The sequence below is a fragment of the uncultured Ramlibacter sp. genome (assembly GCF_936925435.1).
Lineage (GTDB): Bacteria > Pseudomonadota > Gammaproteobacteria > Burkholderiales > Burkholderiaceae_C > Ramlibacter.
Genome location: NZ_CAKZHQ010000004.1, coordinates 296,845 through 321,440 on the forward strand (window position 1 = coordinate 296,845; position 24,596 = coordinate 321,440).

At 67.9% G+C, this 24,596-nt stretch carries 26 protein-coding genes and 1 pseudogene; 15 read left to right on the plus strand and 12 right to left on the minus strand.

What is annotated here, in order from left to right; translation table 11 throughout:
• The first annotated feature begins 18 nt into the window (after nt 1-18).
• Nucleotides 19-687 (plus strand): XRE family transcriptional regulator, encoded by a 669-nt coding sequence (locus Q0632_RS05045; protein WP_298925083.1) that lies wholly within the window; start codon nt 19-21, stop codon nt 685-687.
• Between the two features lie 9 nt (nt 688-696).
• Here Q0632_RS05045 and Q0632_RS05050 read toward each other — a convergent pair whose 3' ends face one another.
• Nucleotides 697-1,791 carry a transglutaminase-like domain-containing protein gene (locus Q0632_RS05050; RefSeq protein WP_298925086.1) on the minus strand — a complete coding sequence of 365 codons (1,095 nt, stop codon included), beginning with the start codon at nt 1,789-1,791 and terminating at the stop codon, nt 697-699.
• A 34-nt stretch (nt 1,792-1,825) separates the two neighbouring features.
• A complete protein-coding gene (locus Q0632_RS05055; RefSeq protein ID WP_298925090.1) occupies nt 1,826-2,356 on the minus strand; it encodes a TlpA disulfide reductase family protein in 531 nt (176 codons plus the stop codon).
• A 166-nt stretch (nt 2,357-2,522) separates the two neighbouring features.
• Between Q0632_RS05055 and Q0632_RS05060 the strand changes: the two genes are divergently transcribed.
• Complete coding sequence (locus tag Q0632_RS05060) at nt 2,523-3,506, plus strand: alpha/beta hydrolase (RefSeq protein WP_298925093.1); 984 nt, start codon at nt 2,523-2,525, stop codon at nt 3,504-3,506.
• Between the two features lie 261 nt (nt 3,507-3,767).
• Nucleotides 3,768-4,349: a response regulator transcription factor gene (locus tag Q0632_RS05065; RefSeq protein WP_298925095.1), complete on the plus strand. Its 582-nt coding sequence runs from the start codon at nt 3,768-3,770 to the stop codon at nt 4,347-4,349.
• A gap of 4 nt (nt 4,350-4,353) precedes the next feature.
• On the opposite strand, the gene Q0632_RS05070 is transcribed toward Q0632_RS05065, so the two are convergent.
• Together Q0632_RS05070 and Q0632_RS05075 are read right to left on the minus strand one after the other, a co-directional pair.
• Complete coding sequence (locus Q0632_RS05070; protein ID WP_298925096.1) at nt 4,354-4,722, minus strand: response regulator; 369 nt, start codon at nt 4,720-4,722, stop codon at nt 4,354-4,356.
• Nucleotides 4,723-4,829: 107 nt separating this feature from the next.
• The gene (locus Q0632_RS05075; RefSeq protein WP_298925098.1) at nt 4,830-5,303 is read right to left on the minus strand and encodes an Lrp/AsnC family transcriptional regulator; all 474 of its coding nucleotides are present in this window, start codon (nt 5,301-5,303) and stop codon (nt 4,830-4,832) included.
• 115 nt (nt 5,304-5,418) lie between these two features.
• Between Q0632_RS05075 and Q0632_RS05080 the strand changes: the two genes are divergently transcribed.
• The 3 genes from Q0632_RS05080 to Q0632_RS05090 all read left to right on the plus strand — a co-directional run bounded on the left by Q0632_RS05080 (nt 5,419) and on the right by Q0632_RS05090 (nt 8,452).
• Nucleotides 5,419-6,093 carry a response regulator transcription factor gene (locus Q0632_RS05080; RefSeq protein WP_298925100.1) on the plus strand — a complete coding sequence of 225 codons (675 nt, stop codon included), beginning with the start codon at nt 5,419-5,421 and terminating at the stop codon, nt 6,091-6,093.
• Entirely contained in the window at nt 6,090-6,776 is a 687-nt protein-coding gene (locus Q0632_RS05085) for a response regulator transcription factor (protein WP_298925103.1), read from the plus strand. Before Q0632_RS05080 ends, Q0632_RS05085 begins: the two co-directional genes overlap by 4 nt.
• Before the next feature lie 110 nt (nt 6,777-6,886).
• On the plus strand, nt 6,887-8,452 hold the full coding sequence (locus tag Q0632_RS05090; protein WP_298925106.1) for a phosphatidylserine/phosphatidylglycerophosphate/cardiolipin synthase family protein: 1,566 nt from the start codon (nt 6,887-6,889) through the stop codon (nt 8,450-8,452).
• On the opposite strand, the gene Q0632_RS05095 is transcribed toward Q0632_RS05090, so the two are convergent.
• Nucleotides 8,447-9,094 (minus strand): DedA family protein, encoded by a 648-nt coding sequence (locus Q0632_RS05095; protein ID WP_298925108.1) that lies wholly within the window; start codon nt 9,092-9,094, stop codon nt 8,447-8,449. The genes Q0632_RS05090 and Q0632_RS05095 overlap by 6 nt on opposite strands.
• 35 nt (nt 9,095-9,129) lie before the next feature.
• On the opposite strand from Q0632_RS05095, the gene mutL reads away from it, so the two are divergent.
• Nucleotides 9,130-10,944 (plus strand): DNA mismatch repair endonuclease MutL, encoded by a 1,815-nt coding sequence (gene mutL, locus Q0632_RS05100; RefSeq protein ID WP_298925113.1) that lies wholly within the window; start codon nt 9,130-9,132, stop codon nt 10,942-10,944.
• Between the two features lies 1 nt (nt 10,945).
• Here the strand turns inward: mutL and Q0632_RS05105 are convergent, their stop codons facing one another.
• Nucleotides 10,946-12,106, minus strand: a complete 1,161-nt coding sequence (locus tag Q0632_RS05105; RefSeq protein WP_298925118.1) for a glycerophosphodiester phosphodiesterase — start codon at nt 12,104-12,106, stop codon at nt 10,946-10,948.
• A 70-nt stretch (nt 12,107-12,176) separates the two neighbouring features.
• Entirely contained in the window at nt 12,177-12,698 is a 522-nt protein-coding gene (locus Q0632_RS05110) for a GNAT family N-acetyltransferase (protein ID WP_298925122.1), read from the minus strand.
• Between the two features lie 121 nt (nt 12,699-12,819).
• On the opposite strand from Q0632_RS05110, the gene Q0632_RS05115 reads away from it, so the two are divergent.
• Nucleotides 12,820-13,665 (plus strand): alpha/beta fold hydrolase, encoded by an 846-nt coding sequence (locus Q0632_RS05115; protein WP_298925125.1) that lies wholly within the window; start codon nt 12,820-12,822, stop codon nt 13,663-13,665.
• Here Q0632_RS05115 and Q0632_RS05120 read toward each other — a convergent pair.
• Nucleotides 13,652-14,035 (minus strand): hypothetical protein, encoded by a 384-nt coding sequence (locus tag Q0632_RS05120; protein WP_298925128.1) that lies wholly within the window; start codon nt 14,033-14,035, stop codon nt 13,652-13,654. The two genes, Q0632_RS05115 and Q0632_RS05120, sit on opposite strands and share 14 nt — an antisense overlap.
• A 167-nt stretch (nt 14,036-14,202) precedes the next feature.
• Between Q0632_RS05120 and Q0632_RS05125 the strand changes: the two genes are divergently transcribed.
• The 5 genes from Q0632_RS05125 to Q0632_RS05145 all read left to right on the plus strand — a co-directional run bounded on the left by Q0632_RS05125 (nt 14,203) and on the right by Q0632_RS05145 (nt 18,179).
• Nucleotides 14,203-15,393, plus strand: a complete 1,191-nt coding sequence (locus tag Q0632_RS05125) for a multidrug effflux MFS transporter (protein ID WP_367181167.1) — start codon at nt 14,203-14,205, stop codon at nt 15,391-15,393.
• 76 nt (nt 15,394-15,469) lie between these two features.
• Nucleotides 15,470-16,405 carry a tRNA (adenosine(37)-N6)-dimethylallyltransferase MiaA gene (gene miaA, locus Q0632_RS05130; RefSeq protein WP_367181168.1) on the plus strand — a complete coding sequence of 312 codons (936 nt, stop codon included), beginning with the start codon at nt 15,470-15,472 and terminating at the stop codon, nt 16,403-16,405.
• Nucleotides 16,402-17,052 (plus strand): ABC transporter ATP-binding protein, encoded by a 651-nt coding sequence (locus tag Q0632_RS05135; RefSeq protein WP_298925137.1) that lies wholly within the window; start codon nt 16,402-16,404, stop codon nt 17,050-17,052. Before miaA ends, Q0632_RS05135 begins: the two co-directional genes overlap by 4 nt.
• A 194-nt stretch (nt 17,053-17,246) precedes the next feature.
• A complete protein-coding gene (locus Q0632_RS05140; RefSeq protein ID WP_298925140.1) occupies nt 17,247-17,588 on the plus strand; it encodes a hypothetical protein in 342 nt (113 codons plus the stop codon).
• Nucleotides 17,589-17,690: 102 nt separating this feature from the next.
• Nucleotides 17,691-18,179, plus strand: coding sequence for a hemerythrin domain-containing protein (locus Q0632_RS05145; RefSeq protein WP_298925143.1), 489 nt, complete (start codon nt 17,691-17,693; stop codon nt 18,177-18,179).
• Between the two features lie 9 nt (nt 18,180-18,188).
• On the opposite strand, the gene Q0632_RS05150 is transcribed toward Q0632_RS05145, so the two are convergent.
• Nucleotides 18,189-18,941 (minus strand): GNAT family N-acetyltransferase, encoded by a 753-nt coding sequence (locus tag Q0632_RS05150; RefSeq protein WP_298925146.1) that lies wholly within the window; start codon nt 18,939-18,941, stop codon nt 18,189-18,191.
• A gap of 24 nt (nt 18,942-18,965) precedes the next feature.
• Between Q0632_RS05150 and Q0632_RS05155 the strand changes: the two genes are divergently transcribed.
• Together Q0632_RS05155 and Q0632_RS05160 are read left to right on the plus strand one after the other, a co-directional pair.
• Nucleotides 18,966-21,515, plus strand: coding sequence for an FtsX-like permease family protein (locus tag Q0632_RS05155; protein ID WP_298925148.1), 2,550 nt, complete (start codon nt 18,966-18,968; stop codon nt 21,513-21,515).
• A gap of 441 nt (nt 21,516-21,956) precedes the next feature.
• Nucleotides 21,957-22,253 (plus strand): annotated as a pseudogene (locus tag Q0632_RS05160) (GNAT family N-acetyltransferase); the annotation flags it as partial.
• 99 nt (nt 22,254-22,352) lie between these two features.
• Here the strand turns inward: Q0632_RS05160 and Q0632_RS05165 are convergent.
• From Q0632_RS05165 to Q0632_RS05175, 3 genes are all read right to left on the minus strand, one after another.
• A complete protein-coding gene (locus tag Q0632_RS05165; protein WP_298925151.1) occupies nt 22,353-22,913 on the minus strand; it encodes a YSC84-related protein in 561 nt (186 codons plus the stop codon).
• 362 nt (nt 22,914-23,275) lie between these two features.
• Nucleotides 23,276-23,626 (minus strand): RNA-binding protein, encoded by a 351-nt coding sequence (locus Q0632_RS05170; protein ID WP_298925153.1) that lies wholly within the window; start codon nt 23,624-23,626, stop codon nt 23,276-23,278.
• 117 nt (nt 23,627-23,743) lie between these two features.
• On the minus strand, nt 23,744-23,953 hold the full coding sequence (locus tag Q0632_RS05175; protein ID WP_298925156.1) for a hypothetical protein: 210 nt from the start codon (nt 23,951-23,953) through the stop codon (nt 23,744-23,746).
• Nucleotides 23,954-24,596: the final 643 nt, after the last annotated feature.

Genomic DNA, 24,596 nt, shown 5'->3' on the forward strand with positions numbered 1-24,596 from the left:
CTGGGGCAAAATTTGCGGATGCGCAACTCCCAGCTGAAATCGGCCGCGCCCCCTGCGGCGGCCCCTCCCCCAGCCTCGGGCCACACCCTGGACCGGGTGACTTTCGGCCGGCGGCTGCACGCCGCGCGCAAGCAGCTGGGCTGGACCCTGGCGGAGCTGGCCGAGCGCTCCGGCGTGTCCATCACCACCATCTCGCGCGCCGAGCGCGGCCAGCTGGCCCTGGGTTACGAAAACTTTTCAGGCTTGGCCCGCGCCTTGAAGATGGACATGGGCGCCATGTTCGCCGAGGCCGGGGTGGCAGCCACGCCGTTTGCAGGACCGGTGCTCACCCGTGCCGGCCAGGGCGTGGTCTACCGGGGAATTGCCTTCTCCTACGAATTCCTGGGCACGACCGCGGTGGGCAAGCAGATGCACCCGGTGCATGGCACGGTGCATTCGCGCGCCGTCTCGGGACCTGAAGACTATGCGCGCCATCCCGGCGAGGAGTTCGTCTATGTGCTGAGCGGCAGCATCGACGTGCATTTCGACACCGGCCAGGTGGTGCGCCTCAAGCGGGGCGACTCGCTGTACTTCGACAGCCGCATCGGCCACGCCTATGTGTCGGTCAGCCGGCACCTGGCCAAGGTGCTGGGCGTGATCACCAGCGAAAGCAGCCTGATGAAGGATGCCCGCAAGCGCAAGGCCTGAGCGTGCGCCTCAGGCCTTGATCTCGCGGCCCGTGATGGTGTACTTGAAGTCGTCCGGCGCCAGCGAATCGAAGCGGCCCTTGGCGTCTTCGGCCGTGGGGTACATGAAAAAGCCCAGCTTGCCGCCGGTGGCACCGGGCAGCGCCACGTCGTGGGCGCGGTTGAAGGCCAGCCAGTTGCCTTCCCAGCCGCCGAACAAGGCCTTGTTCACCGGGGCCACCACGGGGTTGGCCGTGGTCTTGATCCACTCTGGCGTTTCCAGGCGCATGACCTTGCCCACGTCGGCCGGGTCCATCGCCACCCAGCCGTAGCCCGTGAGGTAGACCTCGGCGCGGCAGTGCTGCGCGCTCTTGAGGCTGGCGGGATTGCCGCTGAGTTCCTTGTAGCCGAAGGCGCTGGGCACCAGGCGGATGCCGTAGACGTCGCGCGCCGGGATGCCGGCGGCGCGGCACAGGCCGACGAACAGGCCGTTGATGTCGCCGCACTTGCCGCCCATGTTGCCGGTCTCCAGCATGGTCTTGATGTCGCCCGTGCCGCAGCCGCGCACCTTGGGCTCGCGGTAGGTGTTGGCCACCGTCCAGTCGTAGAGCTTGCGCACCTTCTCCAGGTCGGTCGTCGCGCCAGCCGTCGCCTGCTTGGCGGTGCGCAGCACGATGCCGTCCAGCGGCATCAGCTCGGTCGGCTGCAGCCAGGGCGCCAGGTCGGCGCGCGACAGGGCAGGCTCATCCTTTTTCGACCAGTCGACGGCGCGGTCCTGGGTCTGGAAGCGGCTGGTCAGTTCCGCAAACGGCGCGGCCTGGGAGGCAGCGAACTCCACTTGCAGGAAGCGCGCGCCGTAATGCGGGTCGGTGCCCAGCACGGCCTTGCCGTTGCTGCGGAAGTCGCTGATACCGGTGCGCTGCCAGCTGTCGTCCACCGAGGGCAGAGGCAGCCAGGCGCGCGTCACGCCGCTGCTGACGGGAATCTCCACGCGGGTGGTGACTTCAAAACTGCGCCAGTTGCCCGGCTGCGGCGCGAAGCGGCGTTCCTGGGCAAGCGCGGCGGTGGCAGGCAGGGCGGCGGCACCGGCGGTGACGAGGAGGTGGCGGCGGGAAATGGTGGTCATGGGAAGGTCTGTGGGGAAAACTGTTGCAGGGGGATTATTTCAGCAGCGGCTCGATCCAGCGCGCGGCCTCGCGGCCGGTCCAGTCGACCTCGCCGCTGACGCGCCAGCGCACCTGGCCATCCCGGCCGATGATGAAGGAACTGGGGAACACCTTCACGCCCCAGCGCGCGGCGACGGCGCCATCGCGGTCCATGGGCATGGGCAGGCTCAGGCCGGCAGCCTGGGCGAATTGCAGGGCGCGGGCATCGCGCTCCTTGAAGTTCACCGCCAACACCACGAGCTCGTTGCCGTACAGGTCGGCCAGCGATTGCAGCGAGGGCATTTCGGCCCGGCAGGGCTCGCACCAGCTGGCCCAGAAGTTGACGATGACGACCTTGCCCCTGGCGTCGGCCAGGCTCCAGGTCTTGCCCTGGGCATCGGCCAGCGCCAGGGCCGGCGTGGCCAGGCCCCGCGGCCCGGCCGCGGCCACGCTGGCGGCCTGGGCCGGCCAGCCGCCGGCCAGCAGCAGCGCCAGGCCCAGCAGGCACTGCGCCAGCTGGAAAAGCCGAAAGGGAGAGGCAGTCATGGCCGCAAGTCTAAGCGTGTCAGCGTATCGCCCAAGGGCGCCTCTACCTCCAACGACAAGGTCCGGCGCACGCCATCCAGCACGTGCGCGCGCCCGTCCGTCTGCCTACGCTTGAATGGTCGGCCTCCCGTCCCCTGCGGAGACCGGCCAACCAAGGAGCCGGGCCATGTCCCTCGCAAATTACCAGGATCCAAAGTGTCCCGCGCGTCGGGACGTCTTGGCCACTGGCGCAGCAATCGCGGCCGCGCTGGCGCTGCCGCTGGCGGCCGTTGCAAGCCCTGCATCGGCCGTCCCATCCACTTCCAACCCTCAACCAGGAAATTCCATGAGCTACATCAGCACCAAAGACGGCACCCAGATCTTCTACAAGGACTGGGGCACGGGCCAGCCCGTGGTCTTCAGCCACGGCTGGCCCCTGAACTCCGACAGCTGGGAATCCCAGATGCTGTTCCTCGCGGAACGCGGCTATCGCGTCATCGCCCATGACCGCCGCGGCCACGGCCGCTCCAGCCAGTCCTGGGGTGGCCATGAGATGAACACCTACGCCGACGACCTGGCGACGCTGTTCGAGAAGCTGGACCTCAAGGGCGCGGCCCTGTTCGGCTTTTCCACGGGCGGCGGCGAGGTGGCGCGCTACATCGGCCGGCACGGAACCAGGCGGCTCGCCAAGGCCGGCCTGATCTCGGCTGTCCCGCCGCAGATGCTGAAAACCGCGAAGAACCCGGGTGGACTGCCCATGGAAGTCTTCGACGGCCTGCGCGCCGGCGAGCGCGCCAACCGTGCGCAGCTGTACAAGGACATCGCCTCCGGCCCCTTCTTCGGCTTCAACCGGCCCGGCGCCAAGCCGTCGCCGGGACTGGTCGATTGGTTCTGGATGCAAGGCATGCTGGCCAGCCACAAGGCGACCTTCGACTGCATCAAGGCCTTCTCCGAGACCGACTTCAGCGAGGACCTGAAGAAGTTCGACGTGCCCACCCTGGTGCTGCATGGCGACGACGACCAGATCGTTCCCATCGCCGCCTCGGCCCAGGCCGCCGCTGCGCAGATTGCCGGCTCCAAGCTGGTCGTCTATCCCGGCGCGCCCCATGGCCTGACCGACACCCACAAGGACAAGCTCAACGCCGACCTGCTGGCGTTTCTCAAGAGCTGAGCGCCACCCTCCCCTGTCCATTTGCCGTATCCGTCTATGCCATCGGACCGTGGGCAGGGGTCTTCGAAAGCCCAAAAATAGGACCACCCCAGACTTCGCAACGCCAAGCCGCCATCCCCGGAGAGCATCGTGCCACCTGCAGCCCCATCCCCTGAAGACTCCCCCCGCATCAGGGTGGCGGTTTGCCACCGCGACCCCCTGCTGCGCCTGGGGGTGAGCGCCGCATTGCGCGAAGACACCCGGTTCCTGGTCGGGCATTGTGTGGCATCCCCCGTGACGCTGGCCGATGCCGTGGCGGCAGCGGCCAGCGCGCAGGTCACGGTCGCAGACTACGAAACAGCAACGGCGCTGGCGACGGCCCACTGGGGGCGCGCCGGCATGCCGCGCATTCTGGTCGTCACGCCGCGCGAGACCGAGTCCGACGTCCAGTCCGCGCTGGCTGTGGGCATCCTGGGCTATGTGCCCACGGACTGCAGGGCTGAAGACATCGTGCAGGGCGCGCTGGCGCTGGGACGCGGCCAACGCCATCTTTCGGAGATCGCGCGGCAGCGCATCGCGGAGCGGCTCTCCTACCCCACCCTGACGCAGCGCGAAGCCCAAGTGCTGGAGCTGGTGGCAACGGGCTGGAGCAACAAGATGATTGGCAACAGGCTGGGTGTGGTCGAAGGGACAGTGAAGACCCACGTGAAAGCCATTCTGGAAAAACTGTGCGTGCGTTCGCGGACCGAGGCGGCCCACGTGGCCATCCGGCGTGGGCTGGTGTCGCGCCAGACGCCATCGGGCTTGCAGCCGGCATCGGCCGCCGTTCGCAGAGCCAACGGGGACGTGCGGGCCAACGCCTGAGCCGTCAGGCCTTGGCCCCTGCCAGGGCACTGCGCACCGCCTTGAGCAACGCGCCTTCCTGCGCCGGGATGGTCAGTGTCACACAGGCTTCCTGCGGGTGCGCCTCAGCGCTGTGGACTCTCTCCAGATGGATGACCGCAACAAGCACGCCGGCTTCTCGCAAAGCCTGCCGCAATTCCAGGCCCGTCATGTCCCGCATTTGCGTCTCGATGATGAGGCCGTCGCAGCGGCGTGCCAGTCCGGACAGCAGGAATCCACTGCCGGCGTCGAAGCTCTGAACATCGAAGCCGATCGAGCACAGGACAGAGCGCACAAAAGAGCGCAAGGGCGCGTCGTCGCTGACCACGCAGAACAATGGCTTGACGGCCGACATGGCGTGGCGGCCGTTTCCTGGATCTGAAGTTTCTGGCACGCGCCAGCATAGGTGCGGGCGTGGGCCTGCGCCATTGCACCTTCGTATGGTGCTTTTGTCTCCCAGGCTCAGAACAGCGGGGACTTGCGCAGCAGGACCGATTTGAGCGCGAAGCTGGACTTCACGTTGGCGACGCCGGGGATGGTGGCCAGCTTGGTCGTCAGGAAGAGGTGAAACGCCTGCAGGTTGGGCATCACGACGCGCAGCTGGTAGTCATAGTCGCCGGTCATCAGAAAGCAGCTCATGACCTGTGGGATCAGGCTGATCTCTTCCTCGAAGCGGGCCAGCGCGTCGGCTTCCTGCTTTTCCAGGCTGACCTGCACAAAGATGCTCAGGGAGCCGCCCAGCCTGGGCTCATCGAGGTCGGCGGAGTAGCCACGGATCAGACCGTCATCCTCCAGGGCCTTGACCCGGCGCAGGACGGGGGTCACGGACAGGCCAACCTGGTCGGCCAGGTCCCGCCATGAAATGCGCCCATCCTCGGCCAGCACCTTGAGGATCTTGATATCGACTTTATCGAGAGACGGAGTGGATTCAGCCACAGTTCAGTGGAATCACTAGAAGAATCCACTTCTGGATCCCGAATTCATGGGTCGCTTTGGCTGCAAAGAATCAGGGCAAACCCCTATGCTTCTTTTCACTTCAACAGAGCCAATTATGCAACACCAAAGTGCTGCCTTTCCGGCGCGATCCACGGCGGCCACCCCGTCCACCATCCGCTGCCATGTCCTGCACACCGAGCCTATCGTGGCTGCCGGCGTCATGGCCATTCTTTGCCGCGCGCGGCCCAACGGGTCTGCGATTGAACTGGCCGATTCGGTCGAAAACGCCAACGTTCTGGTCACAGATCTGCCATCGGTTGTCGCCAGGGCATCGGGGCACGAGCCCAGGTTGCGATGCGAGCGGCCGACGCTTGTCCTGAGCCACCAGTGCCGGCAAGCCGAGGTGCACAGCGCCCTGCGCATGGGGGCGACTGGCTACATCGTCCTGGGCGGGGGGCGTGCAGACCTTCTGGGCGACGCGGTCCATGCGCTGGCGCGCGGCCAACGCTTTTTCTGCCCGGTGTCGGCGCCGAAGATGGCCGACAGCTGGTCGAACGTCGCATTCACGAACAGGGAGCAATCGGTTCTGCAGAGCCTGGCCAGGGGCTCGGCCAACAAGGTCATCGCGCAGCACCTGCAGATCTCCCTGGGGACGGTCAAAGGCCACGTCCGGGCCATCATGTCCAAGCTCTGCGCGGCCACCAGGACGCAGGCGACCTCGATCGCCATCGAGCGCGGCCTGGTCAAGGCGAGCGACGCATTTGCGCCGGTGTCGGGATACGCCCGGTGAGCCCGCGCCTGCCGTCCGGCAACAGCGGATCGAAAATCCGGATCTGGGTGGCCCACGAGGACCCGGTGGTGGGAGAGGGAGTCGCCAGCATCTGCGCCCAGCAAGCGGACTTTGCGGTGAGAGTCGGCGCTGCAGGCAAACCTGCAGGCGATCCTTCGTATGCGGCCAACAGCTGGGACATCGTCGTCGTGGAGTTTTCAGACATCGCGGCCTGGCTTGCGGCGCCCACGCGCCAGCGCACGGCCGCTTTGGGCGCGCCGCGCATCATCGTTGTCGGCCCCCTGGAGCGGGAGTGGCAGGTGCGCAGCGCCCTGGAGTCGGGGGCGCATGGCTATGTCCACCAGGGCTGCGATCCGGAAGAACTCTGGCTTGCCGTTCGCACGGTGGCCAAAGGGGGCCGCTACGTGACGCAGCTGGCGGCACAGTGCGTCGCCAACGGCCTGAACAACGAAGCCCTGACGCCCCGTGAACTGGAGGTGCTCGCCCTGCTGGGACAGGGCCTGGCCAACAAGAGCATCGCGCAATTGCTGCATGTCGCGCCGGGAACGGTCAAGACCCACGTGGCGGCGATCCTTGACAAGTTGAACGCGTCCACCCGCACCGAGGCGGTCGCCACAGCGCTGCACCGCGGACTTGTGCAAGAGCCGGCGCACCCGGCCACGAAAGCGCCTCATTGCCCATGATGCTGACCTGCCCCAGACGGAAGCGGGCTGCCCCTGGCCCATCCTGGCCTTTGGAGGGATCGCGCACCGGTCCGTACGGGGGTAATCTTGCGGCGCGACAAAGGACTGCCTTGGACTCCTCCCATCTCCCCTCCCCCGCCGCCCTCTGGCGCCGCCTGGTCCTGTGCCTGGCTGCGCCCCTGCTGCTGGCCGCCTGCAGCAGCCTGCCCGCACGCATGGCACCTGCACCCGGTGAGCCCCAGGCCCTGATACCGGCCAGTGCCCTGGGCCGCATTGCCGCAGTGTCGCTGCCGGCCGACCAGCCTTCGGGCTTTCGCCTGCTGCCCGACGGCGGCCAGGCCTTCGACACGCGCATGCAACTGATAGACCGGGCCGAACGCAGCCTGGACGCCCAGTACTACTACATCGGCCACGACGACTCGGGCCTGGCCTTTCTGCGCGCCCTGACGCAGGCCGCCGCCCGCGGCGTGCGGGTGCGCCTGCTGGTGGACGACCTGGCGACCGACGCCATCGAGCCCATGCTGCGCCACATGGAGGCCCAGGCCGGGATGGAGGTGCGCGTCTTCAACCCCTTCTGTTGCGGCCGCACCAGCGTGGTCGGCCGCTTTGGCAGCGGCGCGGCCGACCTGCGGCGCCTGAACCACCGCATGCACAACAAGCTGCTGCTGGCCGACGGCGCCCTGGCCGTCGCCGGCGGGCGCAACATGGGCGACGAGTATTTCGCCCGCAACATGCACAGCGAGTTCGTCGACATGGACGCGCTGATGGCCGGCGCCATCGTGCCGCAGTTGGCGTCGGTGTTCGCCCGCTACTGGGACAGCCCGCCGGCGTGGCCACTGGGCCAGCTGCCTTGGGATGGCAAGATCGGCGACAGCGGCGAGCCGGCCGCGCCCGAGCCGCCAAGCGCCCTCGACGCTCTGGGGCAGACCGCGCCGGGCCTGGAGTTCGCAGCCGGCAGGCTCACGCTGACCGGCGGCTCGGCCTATGCCTTTGCCGACCCGCCCGGCAAGGTGCTGAACAAGGACCTGGACCACCTGCACGCCAACAGCGTCACCACCCAGGTGCGTGGCGCCATGTGGACGGCGCGCCAGGAAGTGGTGGTGTCCTCGCCCTACCTGATCCCGCGCGAAATGGGCATGGAGCTGATCCGCGGCCTGGCGCAGCAGGGCGTGAAGATGAGCATCCTGACCAATTCGATGGCGGCCAACGATTCCATCTTCGTGCACACAGGCTATGCGCGCTACCGGCCCGAGATGCTGCGCCACGGCGTCGACCTGTACGAGCTCAGCCCGGCGCGCAGCGGCCGCCCGACGCGCTCACCCATGGGCATGGTGCCCAGCATGTCGATCGGCAGGCTGCACGCCAAGAACCTGGTGATCGACCGCCAGACCACCTTCATCGGCTCAATGAACCTGGACCCGCGCTCGGCCGACAAGAACACCGAGCTGGGCGTGCTGGTGGACAGCCCCGCCCTGGCGGCGCAGATGCTCAAGGTGCTGGACATGAACAAGCGCACCGGCGCCTACAAGCTGCGGCTGGATGCGCAGGGCAGCATCGAATGGCTGGCCACGGTCGACGGCAAGGAGACCGTGTTCACCAGCGAGCCCGAGACCACGCCGCTGATGTGGCTGCAGAACATCTTCCTGTCGCCGCTGGTCCCCGAGAGCCTGCTATGAGGCTTGCGGCCGGCGCCGCGCCTTCCAGGCGCCGAACAACACGACCAGGCCGGGCAGCAGGATCATGGCCCAGATGATCTTGTCCAGGTTGGCCTTGACCCAGGGGAAGCTGCCCAGGAAGTAGCCCGCCGTGCAGATGCCCAGCACCCAGATGAGCGCGCCGCCGACGTTCCAGGCGCTGAACTTGGCGCGCGACATGGCGGCCACGCCGGCCACGAAGGGCGCGAAGGTGCGGATGAAGGGCATGAAGCGCGCCAGCACGATGGTGATGCCGCCGTACTTCTCGTAGAAGGCATGGGCCTGGTCGAAGGCCTTCTTGTTGAAAAAGCGCGACTGCTCCCACTGGAAGACCTTGGGGCCGAAGTAGCGGCCGATGGCGTAGTTGCACTGATCGCCCAGGATGGCGGCGGCGATCAGCACCACGCAGGCGATGGGAAAGCTCAGCAACCCGACGCCGCACAGCGCGCCCACCACGAACAGCAGCGAGTCGCCCGGCAAAAAGGGCATGACCACCACCCCGGTCTCGACAAAGACGATCAGGAACAGCAGGGCATAGACCCATGCGCCGTAAGTGGTGACGAAGTTTTCCAGGTGCTGGTCGACATGCAGGATGAAGTCCAGAAGAAAGGCAATGAGGTCCATGGGCGGCGATTATCCCTGCCACCTAGAATCCCCCTGTGAACGCCGTCCTCTCGCCCTCCCCGCGCCGCCCCATCCGTGACCTGCCCGACGAACTGGTCAGCCAGATCGCCGCAGGCGAGGTGGTCGAGCGGCCCGCTTCGGTGGTGCGCGAGCTGGTCGACAACGCGCTGGACGCAGGGGCCAGCCAGGTGACGGTGCGCCTGCTGGCCGGCGGCGTGCGCCTGATCTCGGTGGAAGACGACGGCAGCGGCATCCCGCGCGAGGAACTGCCCGTCGCCCTGCGCCGCCACGCCACCAGCAAGATCGCCTCGCTGGCCGACCTGGAGGCCGTGGGCACCATGGGCTTTCGCGGCGAGGCGCTCGCCGCCATCGCCTCGGTCTCGGAGATGAGCCTGCTATCGCGCACCGAGGGCCAGCCCAACGCCGTCCTGCTGGACGCGCGCAGCGGCGAGCTGCGGCCGGCGGCCCGCGCCACTGGCACCACGGTGGAGGTCAAGGAGCTGTTTTTCAGCACGCCGGCGCGCCGCAAGTTCCTCAAGACCGACGCCACCGAGCTGGCCCATTGCATCGAGGCGGTGCGCCGCCATGCGCTGGCCCGGCCCGACGTGGGCTTTGCCATCTGGCACGAGGGCCGGCTGGTCGAGCAGTGGCGCAGCAGCACGCGCGAGCAGCGGCTGGCCGACGTGCTGGGCCAGGACTTTCTCGACCAGGGCTTGGCGGTGGACTATCGCGCCGGCGCCATCCACATCACGGGCCGCGCCGGCATCCCCGATGCCGCCCGTTCGCGCGCCGACCAGCAGTACTGCTACGTCAACGGCCGCTATGTGCGCGACAAGGTGCTCACCCATGCCGCGCGCAGCGCCTACGAGGACGTGCTGCACGGGCACCGCCAGCCGGTCTATGCCCTGTATGTGGAGATCGCGCCGGAGCGGGTCGACGTCAACGTCCACCCCACCAAGATCGAGGTCCGCTTTCGCGACAGCCGCGAAGTCCACCAGGCCGTGCGCCGCGCGGTCGACCAGGCGCTGGCCGCGCCGCGCGCAGGCCAGGCTGCCGTGCCGCTGATGCCCGGCCTGGCTTCGGTTTCAGAAGAAAATCAGCCCGTATCCCGCATGCAGTGGGCGCAACCCGCTATGAATTTCGGAGCGCCAGCAGGCCAGGCGGTGTCGGACCTGGGGGCGCTGTGGCAGCCCTCCCCGCTGTCCACCCCGCCTGCACAAGCCATCGCTGGGCCCGCGCCCACGGCAAGCGAGTTGCCACCCGGCGAGTGGCCGCTGGGCCGCGCCATCGCGCAATTGCAGGGCATCTACATCCTGGCCGAGAACACCCAGGGCCTGGTCATCGTCGACATGCATGCAGCGCACGAGCGCATCGTCTATGAGCGTTTGAAGCTGCAGATGGACCAACACCAGATCCACAGCCAGCCCCTGCTGATCCCGGCGACCTTTGCCGCCACGCCGCAGGAAGTGGCGGCCGCCGAGGCCCACGCCGCCACGCTGCAGGCCCTGGGCCTGGAGGTCACGCCCTTCTCGGCCAAGACCCTGGCGGTGCGCGCCGTGCCCACCAGCCTGGCCGAGGGCGACGCGGTGGAGCTCGCCCGCAGCGTGCTGGCCGAACTGGCCCAGCACGACGCCAGCACGGTGATCCAGCGCGCGCAGAACGAGCTGCTGGGCACCATGGCCTGCCACGGTGCGGTGCGCGCCAACCGCCGTCTCACGCTGGAAGAGATGAACGCCCTGCTGCGCCAGATGGAAGCGACCGAGCGGTCCGACCAGTGCAACCACGGCCGGCCCACCTGGCGCCAGCTCACGGTGCGCGAGCTCGACGCCCTCTTCCTGCGCGGACGCTGACTTACCTGCGGCGCGCCGCCACCGCGGTGTCGGTGAAGTCGGTGAACACGCCGTCCACGCCCAGCGCGTAAAACAGCTTGTACTCGGCCTGCGGGTCGCCCTTGAAGTCCGATGCGAGGCGCAATGCCTCGTTGCGGAAGGTGAAGGGGTGGACGAACAGGCCGGCGGCATGGGCGTTCCTGACCACATCGGTGGCCGGCATCAGCACGCGGTCGCGCTCGTCGATCTTGCCGTCGCCGTTGAGGTCGTCGGCCTTGCCATCGTTGTTGGCATCGACCTGCTTCGTCGGGATGAGATACGGCTTCCAGGGACCGATGCCGTCGGCATAGGTCTTGATCTCGCGCAGGCCGGCGGCCGTCACCAGGTCGGGGAAGGTGCGCGGGTCCTTGGCCACGGCGAAGTCGTAAGGCTTGTCGTAGGGCGCGGCCAGGGTGATGGCACCCTTGGCGTCGACGCCGTCGGCGTCGATCAGCTGCACCAGGCGCAGCTGGGTCTTGCTGCGCAGGTACTTGAGGTTGGCCACCTCGAAGGACTGCAGGATGACGGGCGAGTCCTTGGCGGTGTAGCCATAGCTGGCCAGGATGGCCAGCAGCCGGTCTTCCAGCGCCAGATTCAGGCCCACGTGGTAGGTGGGGTGCTTGGTCTCGGGGTAGACGCCCACGCTGCGGCCCAGGCGTGTGCCTTCCGACTTGGCCAGGTCCAGCACCTCGCGCAGCGTCGGGATGGCGTACTTGCCGTTGTGCGACTGGTCGCGGTCGGCCAGCGGCTGGATGGCGCGCAGGGTGCGGATCTCGGCCAGCGTGAAGTCGCTGGCGAACCAGCCGGTCTCGTCCACACCGTCCACCTTCTTGGTGGTCTTGCGGCCGGCGAACTCGGGCCGGCTGGCAACGTCGGTGGTGCCTGTGATGTTGGGCTCATGGCGGGCAATCAGCTCGCCGTCCTTGGTCGCCACCAGATCGGGCTCGATGAAGTCGGCGCCCATCTCGATGGCCTTCTTGTAGCCTTCCAGCGTGTGGTCGGGCAGGTAGCCGGCCGTGCCGCGGTGGCCCACGACCAGGGGCGCAGCGCCGTTCAAGGTGGGATAGTTCGGGCCGTCGTCGCCGCCGCAGGCGGACAGGGTGGCCAGCAGGCACAGCAGCAGCGCGTTGGGGTGTCTTGTCATGAAGCTTCTCCTCGGGTCAAAAGCCGCGACTGTGGCGGCCGAGGATGACGGCTTCATGAAAACGCAAGCGTTACAACAATTCCTTGCGCATCAGCACGGCGCCGGCGCCGTAGCTGGCCAGCTTGGCCTGCAGCGGCTGGCCCTGGGCGGCCAGGGCCCGGAAACCCAGGGCCTGCCAGTAGCGCGCCGAGTCCTGGATCGCCACCAGCGCGGCCTGCGGCAGCCGCCACAGCGCCGCCTGGGCCAGGGCAGCGTCCACCAGGGCGCGGCCGGCGCCGCTGCCGCGCGCCGGGGCCGCCAGGGCCAGGTCGTGCAGGTAGAGGGTGTCGGGCTGCGCCGGCAGCAGGCAGTCGGGGCTGTCCAAGGCCGGCAGCTCGGGCCAGCGCAGGGGCAGGGCCACCAGGTAGCCCACCATCGCAGCACCGCGGCGGGCGACGAAGCAAGATTGCGGCGCCGCCAGCAGCTTGGCGCGCAAAGACTGGGCCGACTCCGGCACGATGGCCGTGTAGCACTGGGCCTGGACCGCCAGCACGCAGGCCATGTCGGCCTCCTGCATGGGTTCGATGCGCACTTGCGGGGCAGAAGAAGGCATGGCTTTGGGGGGAGGACGCGGCCGATTCTGGCATGCATGCTGGCACTGACGCCTGTGTCACACTGCTGTAAAGCTGGTCAGCTTGGCGAACCTTTCCAGTCCTGCCTTGTCCATCTCTTCCATGAAACGCTGGTTCCTCCTTGCCGCCGCCGCGGCCTGTACCTGCCTGGCCTTGCTGGGCTGCGCCACCCTGGACGAAAGACAGCGCGCCTGGATCTTCCAGCCCAGCGACCGCGCCTGGGGCGGCAGCGCCAGCCAGGCCGAGGGCATGGACGATGTCTGGATCGGGTTCGACTCCAAGGTCACGGGCGAGCAAGCCAAACTGCATGGGCTGTGGCTGGCTGCCGACCAGCCGGCCGCGGCCCAGCCGGTGCTGCTGTACCTGCACGGCGCGCGCTGGAACGTGGCGGGCTCGGCCGGGCGCGTGCGCCGGATGCAGGAGCTTGGCTTTTCGGTGCTGGCCATCGACTACCGGGGTTTTGGCAAGAGCACGGCCGGCCTGCCCTCGGAAGACATGGCCTACGAGGACGCCCGCGCCGCCTGGGACTGGCTGGCCGCGAAGTACCCCAGCCAGCCACGCTACATCTTCGGTCACTCGCTGGGCGGCGCCATCGCCATCGACCTGGCCTCCAAGGTGAACGACGAGGAAGGCACCATCGTCGAGGGCACCTTCACCTCCATCCCGGATGTGGCCAGTTCCATGAAGTGGGGCTGGCTGCCAGTGGGGCCGCTGATCACCCAGCGCTTCGACTCCATCCAGAAGGTGGCCCACATCGGCTCGCCCCTGCTGGTGGTGCACGGCGCCAACGACAACCTGATCGACAGCACGCTGGGCCGCAAGCTGTTCGACGCCTACCAGGGCAAGAAGCAGTTCCTGCTGGTCGAGGGCGGCTCGCACCACAGCACCATGGTGGTGGGCCAGGCCAGGTACCGCGAGGCCGTGACCCAGCTGTTCAGCCTGCGCTGATCTTGCCCTTGCGGCGGCGCCGGTCCAGGTACCAGGCCAGGAAAGGCAGCAGCAGCAGGGAACCGGGCAGGGCCCAGATCGCCAGGTAGGGGCTGACCGAGGAGGCCGAGTGCAGCATCAGGCGCAGCTGGTCCTTGTCTTCCGGCGTCCATTTGCCGCCGTTGCGCTGCTTCATCAGCAAGGGCCAGGCGCCGCGCATGCGCAGCAGCTCGTCGCCCAGACGCTGCTTCTCGCGCTTGTTGCCCGCCAGGAAGGAGCAGAACCACACCGGCGCGCGCTTCATCTTCGCCTGGAAATGCGTGGTCGAGTTGCCGTCGAAAGCGGCCGGGGCCTGGGCTGTTGGCGGCGCTTTTTGCGGGACGGCGGGCATGTGTGGATTATTGCGTCGCACCGGCTCGCGCGGCAATGGAACTTGGTCACACGAAACGCACGAAACGCGCGCCGCTGAAAAAAACAGGTGCTGGCCGTCTGCTACCCTCAAAGCCGATGTCCTCCCTGCCACCAGCTGTTTCCTGCGCCACCGCCACCCGGCCCGTCATGGCTCCAGGCCTTGTCGTGCTGGTGCTGGCCCTGCTGCTGGGCATCCAGCCCGTCACCACCGATCTGTACCTGCCGGCCCTGCCCAGCCTGACCGCGGGCTTTGGCGCGCCCGTGGCCCAGGCCCAGCTGACCCTGACCTGCCTGCTGCTGGCCTTCGGCTGCTCACAGCTGGTCTGGGGTCCGCTGTCCGACCGCTTCGGCCGGCGTCCCATCCTGCTGTGCGGCCTGGGCGCCTACACCCTGGCCTCGGCCGGCTGCGTGCTGGCGCCCTCGATGGCCCAGCTGATCGTCTGGCGCACGCTGCAGGGCGCCGCCATGGGCGCGGCGGTGATGGGTGCGCGCGCCATCGTGCGCGACCTGTACACGCCGGAGCTGGGCGCTCGCATGATGTCCAAGGGACTGACGGGCCTGGGGGTGATCGCCTGCCTGAGCGCGCCGCTGGGCGGCCTGCTGGCCGACCAGCTCGGCTGGCGCTACGCCCTGTCGGCTCTGGCCTGCTTTGGCGCGGCCACGCTGGTCCTGGTGGCGCTGCGTTTCGAGGAGACGGCGCCGGCCACCAAACCCAACGCGCTGCGGCCGGCCGTGCTGGCCGCCACCTGGTGGGCCATTCTGCGCAACCCCACGTTCCTGACCTGGTCGGCCCTGTCCACGGCTTCCTATGCAGGCCTGTTCACCTTCCTGGCCTCCTCGTCCTTCGTCTTCATCCAGGTGCTGGGCCTGACACGCACGCAGTACGGCCTGGTCATGTTCTCCATGGCCTTCATCTACATCCTGGGAACCTTTGCTTGCCGGCGGCTGCTGCCGCGCTTCGGCGTGCGCCGCACGGTGGCCATTGCCGGCGCGGTGTCGTTGACGGCAGGCACGCTGCTGGGCGGCCTGGCGCTGGCCGGCGTGCACAGCACCTGGGCCATCCTCCTGCCCTTTTGCCTGTTCATGCTGGCCCATGGCGTGCACCAGCCCTGCAGCCAGAGCGGCGCGGTCGGGCCCTTCCCGCATGCAGCGGGCGCGGCATCCGCGCTCAACGGCTTTCTGGCGATGCTGGTGGCCTTTGCCGTCGGCGGCTGGATCGGCTGGCGGCTGGACGGCACGGTCTTTCCCCTGAGCAACGGCATCTGGCTCTGGAGCGCCTGCATCGCCGCCCTGTCCTGGACCCTGGTGCAACGCCATGGCGAACCAAGAATTGGGTAAGCGCCCGAATGCCGCTGGGCCGCCCCAAGGCATGAGAGCCCCCTCGGGGGGCAGCGAGGACACGCCAGTGCCGAGCGTGGGGGCCCGTTTGATCGCGCTCGCGGGCCCCACAGCCTCGGGCAAGACCGGCGCGGCCCTGGCCATCGCGGCGCGCCATCCCTGCGAGATCATCAGCGTCGACTCGGCCCTGGTCTACCGCGGCATGGACATCGGCACGGCCAAGCCCAGCCACGCCGAGCGCGCCGGCGTGCCGCATCACCTGATCGACATCCGCGACCCCACCCAGGCCTATAGCGCGGCCGAGTTTGCCGCCGATGCGCAGCGCCTGGTGGACGAGATCAATGCGCGCGGCAAACTGGCCCTGCTGGTGGGCGGCACCATGCTGTACTTCAAGGCCTTGTTCGAGGGCCTGGCCCCCATGCCGCCGGCCGACCCCGCCGTGCGCGCCGAACTCGAGGCCCAGGCTGCCCTGCAGGGCTGGCCCGCGCTGCATGCCGAACTGGAGCGCGTTGACCCTGTCACCGCGGCCCGCCTGGCACCGCGCGATGCCCAGCGCATCCAGCGCGCGCTGGAGGTGTTCAGACTCAGCGGCAGGCCGCTGAGCAGCTTCCATGCTCCTGATTCAGGAGCACACCAGGGCCAGGGGATGCGGGCTGCAGCCATGTTTTCTCTGGAACCGGCAGACAGGGCCTGGCTGCACGGACGGATCGCGCAACGCTTTGATGCGATGCTGGCAGAAGGCTTGCTGGACGAGGTGCAAGCCCTGCGCGCGCGCGGCGACCTGCACGCGGAGTTGCCCAGCATGCGCTGCGTAGGCTACCGCCAGGCATGGGAAGCACTGGACGGCACGTGGCCGATCGGGCTGCTGCGCGACAAGGGTATCGCCGCCACGCGCCAGCTCGCCAAGCGCCAGCTGACCTGGCTGCGCGGCATGGAGAGCCGGCGTGTCATTGCCTGCGATGCACCCGATGCACTGGCGCAATTGCTCAGCCAGGTGGAGCCCCTCGCATGAGCCTCGTCGTCGAAGGCCTGGCCAAGCGCTACGGCGATGAGACTGTGTTCGAGAACGTGTCGCTCACGGTCGCGCCCGGCGAGTTTGTCGCCATCGTCGGCGAGTCGGGCGTGGGCAAGTCCACCTTGCTCAATTGCATGGCCGGCCTGGACCACTGGGATGCCGGCCGCGTCCTGCTCGAAGGCCAGGACCTGGGCACGCTGGGCGAACAGCAGCGCGCCCTGCTGCGACGGGCAAAGACAGGCTTCGTCTTCCAGGCCTTCCATGTGCTGCCGCATCTGGACGTGGCGCAGAACGTGGGCCTGCCGCTGATGCTGCTGCAGCGACCCGACAACGCGCGGGTCGAGGCCATGCTCGCCGCTGTCGGCCTGCAGGGCCTGGGCACGCGCCTGCCGGCCCAGCTCAGTGGGGGCCAGTTGCAGCGCGTGGCCATCGCGCGCGCCCTGGTGCACCGCCCCGCCCTGCTGCTGGCCGACGAGCCCACGGGCAACCTCGATCCGGCGACCGCAGCGCGGGTGCTGGATCTGCTGGTGGCGCAGACGCGCGAGCATGGCGCGGCTCTGGTGCTGGCCACGCATTCGCAAGCCGCGGCGGCCCGCGCCGACCGCGTGCTGCACCTGAGCGGCACGGGCATCACCGCGTCCTGACTGCGCTGCGCGCGCTGTGCGCGTGGCACAGCCGTGTCGGTGATGAGGCCGCGTGCCCGGCAGATGCCGTCCGACACGATGAGGCGCTGCGACCTGACGCGGCGGCCGCGGTGCGCCACTAATCTGCAGTCAGCAGGCAGGCAATCAGGCCCGCAAGCAGTTTCAAACCCCAACCTTCCTGAAGGAGCTTCCACATGTCGACCTCTTCCAAAATCATGGGCCTGCTGGCCGGTGTCTCCGCCGTTGCAGTCATCGGCGTTGCCGTTGCCCAGGGCGTCGAGCCCGATGCCCGCATCACCAACCCCGCCATCGGCGCCGGCCAGCAAAGCTCGCAGGACACGGCCATGGGCGAAACCGGCGTTCCCTCCTGGGAAAAGCTGATTCCGACGGCCGCCGTGGTGACCGAGCCCGTGGTCGCCGCCGTCGAGCCGGCCCCGGTCGCCGCTGCTGAGCCGCCCCAGCAAGCCACCATGGGCGCCGCTCCCGCCGAGCCGGTCGTGGTCGCCGAAGCCCCGGCCCGCGCCGACCGCAATTAAGCACCGCCGCGGTTGCCCGACAACCGCACTGTGTTGGCCCGCCAGGCCAGTGCAGTGCGGTTTTCTTTGTCCCACGCCCCACCATACCAACCGGAGAACGACATGCCCACGACCCGTACCGAAAAAGACGCCTGCGACCTGCTCGACGCCGACCACAAGGCCGTCAAAAAACTCTTCAACGCTTATGACGAACTGGCCGGCTCCAAGGCCAGGGGCGCGGCGCAAAAGCGCCTGGACATCGCTCGCGAAATTTGCAAAGAACTGAAGGTCCACACGCAGATCGAGGAAGAGATCCTCTACCCCGCGCTGCGCGAGGCCTTCAAGGAGACCGACATCGTCGCCGAGGCCGAGGTCGAGCACGCCGGCGCCAAGGACCTGATCGCCCAACTCGACGCCCTGCAGGAAGCCGACGAGATGTTCGATGCCAAGGTCAAGGTGCTGGGCGAGTACATCGACCACCACGTCAAGGAAGAACGCAACGAGATGTTCCCCAAGGCCCGCGCCAACCGCAAGCTCGACCTGGTGGCCATGCGCGACGACCTGGCGGCGCGCAAGGAAGAACTGCTGGCCGAGGCCGGCGCCCTGGCCTGAGGCCCGCGCTCAGCGCGCGCGCCAGTAGCTGTAGGTCCAGGCGGTGGAAAAGCCGGCGCGGCGGTAAAGCGTCTGCGCGCCGGTGTTCGCCTCCTCCACCTGCAGGAAGGCGCGCGCGATGCCGCGCACCTGCGCTTCACGCGCAAAGGCCTGGAGGATGCTCGCCGCGCAGCCGCGGCCGCGACAAGCCGGCGCGGTGCGCATGCCGTGGATGCCGACCCAGCCCTGGCTGAAACCCGCGCAACCCACGGCCACGACACGGCCATCGATTTGCACGCTGGCAAAAACCGAGTCTCTGGCTCTGCGCAGGATGGCGACACGGCTGGCGCCGTCGACCGGATCGAAGCCTTCGCCCAGGAAGACCGAGGCCCATCCTGCATCCGGCACATCCGCCACCTGCACCGCCGCACTGCCGCCGGCCAGCTGTGCCAGTGCCTGTACCGTGCCCACCTGGACCAGCACAGGCGATGAGGTGTCGCTGTAGCGCGGCGCGATGCCAGCGCGCAGGCTGTCGAAAGCGGCCACATGCGGCAGGCGCAGCACGCAGCGCAGGCCCTTGGCAGCGTAACGCGCCTCGATCGCTTGGACGGCTGATGCGGCCGGCGGCAGGTCGTGGCGCAAAGGCAGGGCGCTGTGGGCGCGGCCCACGGTGCCGCTGTCCAGGCCCAGCAGCCAGCCATGGACCTCTTCCAGCGTGGCGGGCGGCACGGCGGCCAGGGTGGCGCGCTCGATGGCTTCGATGTCGTCGTGTGGCAGGTGCATCACGCAATTTTGCACAATGCCCCCATGTTGGCTTTGCTGCGCACCTTCTCCTGGCAGGAACTGCGCCACCATCCCTGGCGCAATGCGACAGCGGTGGCGGCGGTGATGCTGGGCGTGGCGCTGGCGTTCTCGGTGCACCTGATCAACGCCTCGGCACTGTCGGAGTTTTCCAGTGCCGTGCGCTCGGTCAACGGCCAGAGCGACCTGGAGCTGCGCGCAGCCCAGGGCGGCTTCGATGAAACCTTGTACGCGCGCGTGGCCGCCCACCCGCAGGTGGCGCTGGCCAGCCCGGTGCTGGAGCTGTCCACCCTGGCGTTGGCAGCGGACGGGCAACGCAAGCCGCTGCGCGTCATTGGTGTCGATGCGCTGGCCGTGGCGGCACTGGCACCGGCCCTGATGCCCGTGCCGGCCGAGGGCAGCGAGCGGCTGGCGGTGCTGGCGCCCGGCCAGGTCTTTCTCAACCCTGCCGCACGCCAGGCCTTCGGCGCGACCACCGAAGTGCTGCGCCTGCAAAGCGGTTTGCAGCTGCGCGAGGCGCGCATCGCCGGCCGTGTCAGCGCCGGCGGCGGACCGTTGGCGGTGATGGACATCGCCGCGGCGCAGGACCTGTTCGGCCGCGGCGGCCAGCTCACGCGCATCGATCTGCGGCTGGCGCCCGGCGCCGATCCGTCGGCCGTGCTGCGCGCGCTGCAACTGCCGCCCGGCGTGGCGGGGGCCGAGCCCGGCGATGCGGCGCAGCGCGTGAGCAGCCTGTCGCACGCCTACCGCGTCAACCTCACGGTGCTGGCCCTGGTGGCCCTGTTCACCGGCGCCTTCCTGGTGTTCTCGGTGCTGGCCCTGAGCGTGGCGCGGCGGGCCCAGCAGTTCGCCCTGCTGGGCGTGCTGGGCCTGGCCGAACGCGAGCGCGGGCGCCTGGTGCTGACCGAGTCGCTGCTGCTGGGATGCGTGGGCAGCGCCGCCGGCATCGCCCTGGGCTCGGCGCTGGCCGCCGCGGCGCTGCGCCTGCTGGGCGGCGACCTGGGCGGCGGCTATTTCCCCGGCGTCACGCCCCCGCTGCAATGGAGCGCCGCTGCGGCGCTGGGCTATGGCGCCCTGGGCGTGCTGGCCGCCGGCCTGGGCGGCTGGCTGCCGGCGCGCGCGGCCCAGCGCATGCCGCTGGCGCAGACCCTCAAGGGCCTGGGCAGCAGCGGCCCCAGCGCGCGCCACGGCTGGACCAGCCAGCTCTTGCTGACCGCCGGCGTGGCGCTGGCCATGCTGCCGCCGGTGGCCGGCATCCCGCTGGCGGCCTACCTGTCGGTGGGACTGCTGCTGGTGGGCGGCATCACCGCCCTGCCCTGGGCCGTCGGCCTGCTCTATGACAGCCTGGCGCCGCTGCTGGCGCACGCTCTGCTGCCGTTGCTGGCCGTGGAGCGCGCGCGGCGCGTGCGCGAGAGCGCCGCCGTGGCCGTCAGCGGCGTGGTGGCCGCGCTCAGTCTGGCAGTGGCGTTGACCGTGATGGTGGCCAGCTTTCGCGAATCGGTGGCGCGCTGGCTGGACGTGGTGCTGCCGGCCGACCTCTATCTGCGCACCGCGCAGTCCAGCGCCGCCGCGGAGACCGCCTTTCTCACGCCGCAGTTCGTGCAGGATGTGGCGCGGCTGCCGGGCGTGCAGCGGGTTGCGCCGCAGCGCGTGCGCGCCCTGCTGCTGGACCCGGCGCTGCCGTCCGTGGCCCTGCTGGCCCGGCCGCTGGCCGACCCGGCCACCGAGCTGCCGCTGGTGGGCGTGCTGCATGCCGCGCCGCCAGGCCAGGTGCCGGTCTATGTGAGCGAGGCCATGGTCGACCTGTACGGCGCCCGCCCGGGCGCCATCTTCCCCCCGCTGCAACAGGCTTTCATGCCTCTAAGCCCCGGGAACACCGCCGATGCAGCTCCTTTTTTTGTAGCAGGCGTGTGGCGCGACTATGTCCGCCAGTCCGGTGCCGTGCTGCTGGCCCAGACCGACTACGAGCGCCTGACAGGCGACCGGCGCGCCAACGACCTGCAGCTGTGGCTGGCGCCCGGCGCCGATGCGGCCCAGATCCAGCAGGCGGTGCGCGCACTGGCGCAGCGCGAAGGCCATGCCGCCGGTTTGCTGGAGTTTGCTTCGGCAGCCGAGATCCGCGCCAGCTCGCTGCGCATCTTCGACCGCAGCTTCGCCGTCACCTACTGGCTGCAGGCCGTGGCCATCGCCATCGGCCTGTTCGGCGTGGCCGCCAGCTTTGGCGCCCAGGTGCTGGCGCGGCGCAAGGAGTTCGGCCTGCTGGCGCATCTGGGCTTCACGCGGCGCCAGGTGCTGGCCCTGGTGGCCGGTGAAGGCGCGGCCTGGACCGTGGCCGGCGCCATCGCCGGCCTGGCCCTGGGCCTGGCCGTGGCCGTGGTGCTGGTCCATGTGGTCAACCCGCAGAGCTTCCACTGGACCATGGACCTGCTCGTGCCCTGGCTGCGCCTGCTGGCGCTGTGCGCTGCCGTCATCGTTGCCGGCACAGCGACGGCATGGCTCGCTGGACGCGCGGCCGCGGGGCGAGATGCGGTGCTGGCGGTGAAGGAGGACTGGTGATGCGCAGTGGCGCGGATCAAGCCGCTGCTCTCGTCGGCTTGCGCAAGCACACCTCCTCCATCTGAATGATCTCGAACAGAGTCACTCCTGATTTGCTGGCGTTCTTCAAGAGCTAGGATTTGCCAGATCCATCACCGTCGCAGGTGACATGCGGTGAACAATGAAGTTGCGTTGAGCGACCGCTTCTGCGTGTTGCACATGGCGTCCGCAGCCCAACGCGATTGGGGAAAACGCCAGCGAGGCGCTGAAACGGCCAGCGTGATACCGTACGCGAACATAGGTACTCATCCATGCCGCCATGCGAATTCGCCCCGCTGTCCCAGCCGATTTGCCTTCCTTCTTCGAGATTCGTACCAGCGTACGTGAGAACGAAATGTCGATGGAGGAACTTGCCTCGCAAGGCGTCACGCCCCAAACCCTTCCCGCGCTGATGGACGAGCGCGCGCCTGGGTCGCCGAAAAGGACAGCAAGGTCATGGCCTTCGTGATCGCAAGCTCCCTGGAAGCCCGCATCGTGGCCATGTTCGTGCGTCCCGGCCATGAGCAACAAGGTTTGGGCCGTCAACTCATGCGCCAGGCCGAGGAGTGGCTTTTCTCCGAAGGGTGCGAGGAGATATGGCTGGTGACAGACGACGATGAACGCGTTCGCGCAAATGGTTTTTACCGGCACCTCGGTTGGCAGGAGGACGACCTGTTAGACGGACCCGTGCGGTTCATCAAGCGGGCACCGGGTGTTTAGCGCAGCGGCTACCTGCCCAAGGGGATCGAATCCGCCACCCGAAGCAGACTGCTCCGCCGCACGGCTCAAAGGCATGCCCCAACGGCGCGCCGCAATTGCCTAGTTCAAGTCCTTGTCCTTCCAGGCCTTCAGGCCGGAGACAGCAGCTCCCGCCTGCAGGCCTGCCTTGGTCAGCGCAAACATTCTGCCGCCCGTGATGTTGCCGGCGCCTGCCCCCACGTTGGCAGCGCTGCCACCGGCCCCGGCGCCTGCGGATGCGCCTGCCGTGGCATCCCAGCCCTTGTCGATAAAGGAGGCCAGTGCCTGCGAAGTCTCGAAGATGAAGAGATAGCGTGTGTCGGAAGCGCCAAGTTGCAAGCCGACGCTCGCCTGCGCAACGCTCATGTATGTGTCTTTCGAAGTCTTTTTGTCGTGCGCGACACCCTTGCCCGCCGCCCCACCGAGGCCGAAGCTCAGGCCGTAGGTCGTGAACACGGCGTAGCCCGGCGCCTTGGCGACGGCATCCTTGAGTTTGGGGTCGGCCTTGTAGAAGTCCTGGAGAGCCAGCATGGCCTTCTCCCTGACCTCGGACCGCTTGGCGCCGGAGTCACCCTGCGCATGGACACTCGCCCCCATCGCGACGAGCGTGGGACCAACAATGAGGAATTTGCGTCGTTGCATGCTGCCTCCACTTTGATGACCATGGAAAGCGGACGGTGCCCGCACAGCAAGGGTTAGACAAGGCACAGGCGATCCGCGGATGCAATATTCGGACTCGCCGTCCCCGGGAAGAATGGGACCTAAGTCCCATCCAGGGAGATCTGCCTCAAACAGCGCCGCTGTTTCCGCGATTTTTTTTGCCTCGATTCCCGCTCAGGTGGCCAGCTTCTCGGCGTAGGGATCGAGCTTGCTGGAGCTGAAACGGCGGCAAGGGTTCATGCGCGCTTCAATGTGCCAGCCCCCGTTCCTCGCTGCCGACCCAGCGAAAGTCGAGGCGAAAAAAAACCGGCCAAGGAGCCGGTCTTTCGAAGGAGTTCAGCAACTCAATACCGACCACCGCCGAAGCCGCCAGTACCGTAGCCAACGTCCGACCGTTTGCCCGCGCTATACCCAGCCGAGCTGTAACCACCCGAGCCGCTGTTCGCTTCGCGGGGGCGGGCCAGATTCACGACAATCGCGCGGCCATCGACGGACATGCCGTTCAGCGCAGTGATGGCAGCTTGGGCGGCTTCGGCAGAAGCCATTTCCACAAAGCCGAAGCCTTTGGAACGACCGGTTTCACGATCGATCATGACCTTGGCCGAAGACACGGCGCCAAACTCGGAAAAGTTGCTTTCCATAGTGGAATCGGTCACGGAATAGGGCAGGTTGCCCACGTAGATTTTGGTGCTCATAGAGAGGGGCTTTCGAAAAGAAGGTGGGCAACGAATGTTGCGCCGTTGAAATGCGGTCATGCGGATTGGAAGTCCGCTGCAACTGGCAAAGGTGGACAGAGCCGGCGGCTACGGCCATCAGCACACCGGGGGGTGCGGCATGCACGTTTGCAGCCACCCTTGAGTGACTGCAAAGAGTCGGGCGGCTTCTCGCGAGGCAAAGGCTTTGTCGAAGCTGAATACTCGGCAGTAGCTGCCGTTGCCCTGGGAACGATGGACCGAGAAGGAGGCGCGAAAGCGGCCACAGTCTGTCTGGTGTGTCGCGGGCGAAACGACGTACTTGCCCATGGAAATAGCAGTGTTTGGAATCAAATTCATTCAGGATCGCAGGGCTTGAATCACCCTGCGCTGAGCATCTAGGAACTCTGGTGGCTGCAGCTCTACAGACCAACAGGGCGACACTGGGGTCGCAAAACGCGACCTGCAAGGAACGTATGACTGCTCCTGAGCAGGCGTTGCGGACGCGTCCAATAAACAGCAACCGGCAACATCTTCAATGATATCACAAATTCTTATTTAAAACGCATTCAACATTCAATGCATGCGATCTTTTCCACCGCAATCCACGCATGGCTACGCGCTTTCCTCTGGGTGAGGTCCGCTACTGGCCGGAAGCTCGCCCTGCGAGACATCCCTAGCACACCTGCCTCGCGTTGCTGTCCACGCGAGGCGTGGAGAAGGTTGTGGACAACGCTGTGGAGCTCTTTCGAGAGCCGCGCCGGTGCTCGCTCTGCAGCTGTTGCTTATTTCTTAGGCGGCCGGTCGACGCAATAAAAAGAAATTTCGAGCTGGCGCGCAGAGCGACGGCGGCAACCGCCCCAATGCGGACATTCGATCACTTAGTTGCTGTTCATCATGATTGCGTCCCACAAGGTCCAACGACCACCACGCAGCTCAGCGAGCAGACAGTCAGCGGCGCGCGGGCTCCACT

What these genes read in the sequence shown, in the direction of transcription:
- Q0632_RS05045 (WP_298925083.1), top strand. Translation starts at nt 19, where the DNA reads ATGCGCAACTCCCAGCTGAAATCGGCCGCGCCCCCTGCGGCGGCCCCT.
- Q0632_RS05050 (WP_298925086.1), bottom strand. Translation starts at nt 1,791, where the DNA reads ATGACCACCATTTCCCGCCGCCACCTCCTCGTCACCGCCGGTGCCGCC.
- Q0632_RS05055 (WP_298925090.1), bottom strand. Translation starts at nt 2,356, where the DNA reads ATGACTGCCTCTCCCTTTCGGCTTTTCCAGCTGGCGCAGTGCCTGCTG.
- Q0632_RS05060 (WP_298925093.1), top strand. Translation starts at nt 2,523, where the DNA reads ATGTCCCTCGCAAATTACCAGGATCCAAAGTGTCCCGCGCGTCGGGAC.
- Q0632_RS05070 (WP_298925096.1), bottom strand. Translation starts at nt 4,722, where the DNA reads ATGTCGGCCGTCAAGCCATTGTTCTGCGTGGTCAGCGACGACGCGCCC.
- Q0632_RS05080 (WP_298925100.1), top strand. Translation starts at nt 5,419, where the DNA reads ATGCAACACCAAAGTGCTGCCTTTCCGGCGCGATCCACGGCGGCCACC.
- Q0632_RS05095 (WP_298925108.1), bottom strand. Translation starts at nt 9,094, where the DNA reads ATGGACCTCATTGCCTTTCTTCTGGACTTCATCCTGCATGTCGACCAG.
- Q0632_RS05105 (WP_298925118.1), bottom strand. Translation starts at nt 12,106, where the DNA reads ATGACAAGACACCCCAACGCGCTGCTGCTGTGCCTGCTGGCCACCCTG.
- Q0632_RS05110 (WP_298925122.1), bottom strand. Translation starts at nt 12,698, where the DNA reads ATGCCTTCTTCTGCCCCGCAAGTGCGCATCGAACCCATGCAGGAGGCC.
- Q0632_RS05115 (WP_298925125.1), top strand. Translation starts at nt 12,820, where the DNA reads ATGAAACGCTGGTTCCTCCTTGCCGCCGCCGCGGCCTGTACCTGCCTG.
- Q0632_RS05120 (WP_298925128.1), bottom strand. Translation starts at nt 14,035, where the DNA reads ATGCCCGCCGTCCCGCAAAAAGCGCCGCCAACAGCCCAGGCCCCGGCC.
- Q0632_RS05125 (WP_367181167.1), top strand. Translation starts at nt 14,203, where the DNA reads ATGGCTCCAGGCCTTGTCGTGCTGGTGCTGGCCCTGCTGCTGGGCATC.
- Q0632_RS05135 (WP_298925137.1), top strand. Translation starts at nt 16,402, where the DNA reads ATGAGCCTCGTCGTCGAAGGCCTGGCCAAGCGCTACGGCGATGAGACT.
- Q0632_RS05140 (WP_298925140.1), top strand. Translation starts at nt 17,247, where the DNA reads ATGTCGACCTCTTCCAAAATCATGGGCCTGCTGGCCGGTGTCTCCGCC.
- Q0632_RS05145 (WP_298925143.1), top strand. Translation starts at nt 17,691, where the DNA reads ATGCCCACGACCCGTACCGAAAAAGACGCCTGCGACCTGCTCGACGCC.
- Q0632_RS05150 (WP_298925146.1), bottom strand. Translation starts at nt 18,941, where the DNA reads ATGCACCTGCCACACGACGACATCGAAGCCATCGAGCGCGCCACCCTG.
- Q0632_RS05155 (WP_298925148.1), top strand. Translation starts at nt 18,966, where the DNA reads ATGTTGGCTTTGCTGCGCACCTTCTCCTGGCAGGAACTGCGCCACCAT.
- Q0632_RS05165 (WP_298925151.1), bottom strand. Translation starts at nt 22,913, where the DNA reads ATGCAACGACGCAAATTCCTCATTGTTGGTCCCACGCTCGTCGCGATG.
- Q0632_RS05170 (WP_298925153.1), bottom strand. Translation starts at nt 23,626, where the DNA reads ATGAGCACCAAAATCTACGTGGGCAACCTGCCCTATTCCGTGACCGAT.
- Q0632_RS05175 (WP_298925156.1), bottom strand. Translation starts at nt 23,953, where the DNA reads ATGGGCAAGTACGTCGTTTCGCCCGCGACACACCAGACAGACTGTGGC.